Genomic DNA, 4,961 nt, shown 5'->3' with positions numbered 1-4,961 from the left:
CGCCATTGGCGGTGACCACTGGCGGCGCCATGAAGATCGCGTAGCTCCTGTTGGCCACGGAATTGTTGAGAACCCTGATCGTATAGGTCGCCATCATGTTCCCCCCCCGGTTGGGCGCGCCCTTTGGGCCGCGACGCCGTCTTGCCAGCGGGGGCGCGGTCAAGATCGGCGCGACCCGGCCTTCCCGGCCGAGCGAAGTGTGATCGCCGCCGAATGGAGGTAACTTGAAGACGTACTATCTGGGGTTGTCAAGCGCCGCCGATCCACCGACGGCTTTCGCTCTGACCCGGCCTCAGTTCACCCGCCGGGTCGCCCCGGGCAGATGCAACGAGAATTCGGGGATGGCGGCCTCGAACACCTCGCCGGCTTCGGTCATCATCTGATAGGCGCCCACCATCGTGCCCGACGGGGTCGGGAGCGGGCAGTTGGAGACATAGCGGAACGCCTCGCGCGGCCGCAGTTCCGGCTGTTCGCCGACCACGCCCGAACCCTCGACCTCGTTGCTGCGGTTGTGGCTGTCGGTAATCTTCCAGTAGCGCGAGATCAGGGTGACGGTTTCCTGGCCGTGGTTCTCGATCTCGACCGTGTAGGACCACAGATACAGGCTGTCGTCGGGCGCGGATTCCTCGACCAGATAGGCCGGGACGACGCGGACCACGATGTCGCGGGTGCGCGCTTCATAGATGCCCGTGTCAGCCCCGCGCCGCCGACGGATCCGCTTCAGCGGCGGATAGGTTTCACGCCTGGTCGAGCGCACGGGTCACATCACGGGTCAGGTCCGCCAGGCTTTCCAGGCCGACCGAGAGGCGCACGCCGCCCTCGACCACGCCCAGGGAGGGGCGCATCTCTTCAGGCACCGAGCGGTGGGTGGTGGTCGGCGGGTGGGTGGCCATCGACTTGGCGTCGCCGAGATTGTTGGAGATGTCGACGATCTCCAGCGCGTTGAGGAAGCGGAACGCCGCCTCTCGCGAGCCCAGGTCCAGGGCCACCACCGTGCCGCCGCCGCTCATTTGCTTGCGGGCGATGTCATGGCCGGGATGGTCGGCGCGGAAGGGGTAGAGCACCTGGCGGGCCTTGCCATGGTCGGCGATCACGTCGGCCAGGGCGGCGGCGGAGTCGGTCTGGCGACGGACGCGCAGGTCCAGGGTCTCCAGGCCCTTGACCAGCACCCAGGCGTTGAACGGCGACAGGGTCGGACCGGTGTGGCGCAGGGCGTCGCGGTAGAATTCGTCGTTGATCGCCTCGCTGGTCAGGATCGCCCGCCGAGCACCCGGCCCTGGCCGTCGATATGTTTGGTGGCCGAATAGACCACCACGTCGGCCCCAGGGTCAGGGCTGCTGGAAGATCGGGGTGGCGAAGACGTTGTCGACAATCACCTTGGCGCCGACCGCATGGGCCAGGTCGGCCACGGCGCGGATATCGGTGATCTCAAGCACGGGATTGGACGGCGTCTCGATCAGCACGGCCTTGGTGTTGGGCCGCATGGCCGCTTCCCAGGCTTTCAGGTCGGTGGCGTCCACGAAGGTGGTCTCGACGCCGAAGCGCGGCAGCCACTCGGAGATGATCCAGCGGCAGGACCCGAACAGGGCGCGGCCGGCCACCACATGGTCGCCCGCCTTGACCAGCCCCATCAGGGCCATGTGGATCGAGGCCATGCCGGTGGACTGGGCGCGGCACACCTCGGCGCCCTCCAGCAGGGCCAGGCGGTCCTCGAACATCTTCACGGTCGGATTGTTGAACCGCGAATAGACAAAACCGGGATCTTCGCCCGAGAACCGGCGATCGGCGCCTTCGGCGGTCTCGTAGGTGAAGCCCTGGGTGAGGTACAGCGCCTCGGCCGTCTCCATGAACTGAGAGCGCGCAAGACCGCCACGGATCAGCTTTGTCGCGATATCCCAGTCTTTAGGGTCTTCGGCCACGGACGGCGTCTCCTCGAAAAGGCGCGCATGAAAGGTATAGCGGGTAGGGCGGTCAAGCCAGCAATCGCCGCGCGCGACCGCTATTTCCTGCAAGGCTCCGCCTGGCGCGAACCCATTGGGGCAGCGTCGGACGAATTCCAGGCCTTTGTCGCGCGAGCACGCTTGCCTCTCGGCGCCGCATTATCCAGTGTCGCCGCAATGACCGACGCCCATTCAGCGGGGATTCTGCCCTGCCAATCCATCGATGAGCTGATCGCGCGTGAAGCGATCACCTCTCAGACCCCGTTCGACATCGATCAGGTCCAGCCGGCCAGTCTCGATCTGCGCCTCGGTGCGCGGTGCTGGCGGGTGCGCGCCTCGTTCCTGCCCGGACGGCATCGTCGGGTGCTGGAACGCCTCAGCGACGTGGCGATGCACGAACTGGACCTGACCCAGGGCGCGGTGCTCGAGAAGGGCTGCGTTTATATCGCCGAGATCCAGGAGCGCCTGGCCCTGCCGCACAATATCGCCGCGCGGGGCAATCCCAAGAGCTCGACCGGCCGCGTCGACGTTTTCGTCCGTCTGCTGACCGACAACAGCCGAGCCTTCGACGACGTCGAGGCCGGCTATGACGGACCGCTGTTCATCGAGATCGCGCCCCAGACCTTTTCGGTCCTGGTGCGGGCCGGGACGCGGCTCAACCAGCTGCGCCTGAAACGGGGCGAGCCCGCCAAACTGTCCATCCGCAGCGTCGGGGTCGATCTGAGCCCGGGCGTCGTCGGGTTCCGAGGCCGGCGTCACGCCGGGGTCATCGACCTGGACCGCGAGGACGGCCACGATCCGCGCGACTTCTGGGAGCCGCTCGAAACCCGTCATGGCGAACTGCTGCTGGATCCGGGCGAGTTCTATATCCTGGCCTCCAAGGACGATATCGAGATCCCGGCCCTCGAGGCGGCCGAGATGACCCCGATCGACCCGTCGGTCGGCGAGTTCCGCGTGCACTATGCCGGCTTCTTTGATCCGGGCTTCGGCACCGAAGAGGCCGGGGCGGTCGGCTCCAAGGGCGTGCTGGAGGTGCGCAGCCACGAGACGCCGTTCCTTCTGGAAGACGGCCAGACCGTGGCCCGCCTGGTCTATGAGCCGCTGACGGCCCGGCCGGTGCGGCTCTATGGCGAGGGCGGATCGCACTATCAGCGCCAGGGTCTGAAACTGTCCAAGCACTTCAAGGCGTGGCGTTAGACCGCGCCATTCCGGAGAGCCGGCTGCACGGGCCGCTCGTCGCGCGAATCCTCGACGACTGGCGGACGCGCGGCGCCTGTCTGGTGGTCGGGATCGCCGGTCCGCAAGGGTGCGGCAAGTCGACGACGGTCATCGTTCTGCGGCGGCTGCTGGAAGCCCAGGGCCTGCGGGTGGCGACGCTGTCGCTCGATGACCTGTACCTGACCCGCGCGGCGCGCCTGGCCCTGGCGGCCCAGGTTCATCCATTGTTGGCGACCCGAGGCGTTCCGGGAACTCATGACGTCGGCCTGGGCCTGGATCTGCTGGAGGCCCTGGTCGCCGGGCGGGACGTGCGCCTGCCGCGCTTCGACAAGGCTGCCGACACCCGCCTCGATCCCTCGGACTGGGACGCGGTCAAGGGGCCGGTGGACATAGTCCTGTTCGAGGGCTGGTGCGTCGGCGCATCGCCCCAGGATCCCGCCTCACTGGTCGAGCCGATCAATGGACTGGAACGCGACGAGGATCCGGGCGCCGTGTGGCGAGCCTGGGTGAATGCGGCCCTGGCGGGAGCCTATCAGGACCTGTTCGCGCGTCTGGACCTGCGGATCCAGTTTCGCGCGCCCGACTTCGACACCGTGATCCTGTGGCGCATCGAGCAGGAGCGAGACCTGCGCGAGCGTCTGGTCCGCGAGGGCCTCGCGGCGGGTCGGACGATGAGCGACGCCGGGGTGCGGCGGTTCGTCCAACACTACGAAAGGCTGACGGGCCACATGGCCAGGACGCCGCCGAGGGAGGGCGAGATCGTCATCCGACTCGCCGCCGATCGCCAGCCCCTGGAGGGCCGGGGCGATGTCGCAGGGGCGTCGCGCGGCACGGCGTCGCACTAGATCTTGTAGAGCTCCACGAGCCTTCCACCAGTGCTAGATTGACGAGGTCGAGGTCGGTGACTCAGTCCCGGATCCCGGTGAGTGGAGCATGAGCGCGTGAGTGGACTTTTTGGCGGCCCTTTTTCGACCCATGCCCGCCGGGTCGCGGCCTGGGAGCAGGCCGTTCGTATTCCGGGATGCGACAAGGCCGAATGGCGCTGCGACGCCCAGGGGCGGGTGCTGCGCTGGTCCGACTACGGCGATCGCTGTTCGGGCTATGGCTGGATCATCGACCGGTCGGGCGGCGACGGATGGCTGGCCAGCGCCCTGGGCCGGGGCAAGGACAGGCCCGTCCACATGCATGAGGCCGACCCCTTCGGGGCGGAGCCGCGCGGCTGCGGACCCTCCGGGCGACGCTACGCCGCCTGAGCCGGCAAGGCTTTTAGTCCATGACCCCATACATTTTGACAAGCCTGCTTGACATAGATTTGCCGATGTAAGACAAGCGTCCTTGTCATAACGACTGGGGTGCTTGTCATGCAAAGTGAAGTCAAATCGTTCCGGCCCAGCGAAAAGGTCGCCCAGCGCCTGATTGGGGTCTGGGCGCTGCTGGGGCTGATTATGGGGGCCGGTATCGGCATTGTGGACTCGCTGGAGATCCAGGCGCCGCCCGTGATCCTGTCGCTCGGCGGGATCGCCGTGCTGGCCCTGATGAGCTGGACGATGGCGGTCTATTGGCGAAACGTCGATGAAGCCGCCCGCGAAGCTCACAAGTTCGCCTGGTTCTGGGGCGGCAGCGGCGGGCTGATGCTGATCCTGCCGATCGCCCCCCTGATCTCCACCGCGCTGCTGGAATCCTGGTTTGGGCCCCATACGGCCTACGAATGGGCCCTCGGCGGGCGTGATCGCCGTCCTGACCCTCGAGATCGCCTGCTACAGCCTGGCCTGGATCGGCTGGTGGCTGGTTCGCCGGCGCTGA

General features: G+C 67.3%; 5 protein-coding genes and 1 pseudogene. 4 read left to right on the top strand and 2 right to left on the bottom strand.

Annotation, left to right across the window (positions count from 1 at the left end; translation table 11 throughout):
* Positions 1-292: 292 nt before the first annotated feature.
* Both apaG and metZ read right to left on the bottom strand, forming a co-directional pair.
* Positions 293-757, bottom strand: a complete 465-nt coding sequence (gene apaG / locus CSW58_RS10890) for a Co2+/Mg2+ efflux protein ApaG (protein ID WP_099447299.1) — start codon at positions 755-757, stop codon at positions 293-295.
* A pseudogene (gene metZ, locus CSW58_RS10885) lies at positions 738-1,847 on the bottom strand (O-succinylhomoserine sulfhydrylase). Before metZ ends, apaG begins: the two are co-directional and overlap by 20 nt.
* 270 nt (positions 1,848-2,117) lie before the next feature.
* Between metZ and CSW58_RS10880 the strand changes: the two are divergent.
* The 4 genes from CSW58_RS10880 to CSW58_RS10865 form a co-directional block, all read left to right on the top strand.
* Positions 2,118-3,137, top strand: coding sequence for a 2'-deoxycytidine 5'-triphosphate deaminase (locus CSW58_RS10880; RefSeq protein ID WP_099447298.1), 1,020 nt, complete (start codon positions 2,118-2,120; stop codon positions 3,135-3,137).
* Positions 3,128-4,003: a kinase gene (locus tag CSW58_RS10875; RefSeq protein WP_099447297.1), complete on the top strand. Its 876-nt coding sequence runs from the start codon at positions 3,128-3,130 to the stop codon at positions 4,001-4,003. The genes CSW58_RS10880 and CSW58_RS10875 overlap by 10 nt, the downstream gene beginning before the upstream one ends.
* Positions 4,004-4,099: 96 nt before the next feature.
* Positions 4,100-4,411 carry a hypothetical protein gene (locus CSW58_RS10870; RefSeq protein WP_099447300.1) on the top strand — a complete coding sequence of 104 codons (312 nt, stop codon included), beginning with the start codon at positions 4,100-4,102 and terminating at the stop codon, positions 4,409-4,411.
* 108 nt (positions 4,412-4,519) lie between these two features.
* A partial coding sequence (locus tag CSW58_RS10865; RefSeq protein WP_099447296.1) for a hypothetical protein occupies positions 4,520-4,961 on the top strand: 442 nt, incomplete at its 3' end.

The sequence above is a fragment of the Caulobacter sp. B11 genome (assembly GCF_002737765.1).
Lineage (GTDB): Bacteria > Pseudomonadota > Alphaproteobacteria > Caulobacterales > Caulobacteraceae > Caulobacter.
The sequence above is the reverse complement of the archived record's forward strand: the minus strand, read 5'-3'. Positions and strand labels throughout refer to the sequence as shown.

Coding starts and splice junctions, on each gene's coding strand:
- CSW58_RS10880 (WP_099447298.1), top strand. CDS start 2,118: ATGACCGACGCCCATTCAGCGGGGATTCTGCCCTGCCAATCCATCGAT.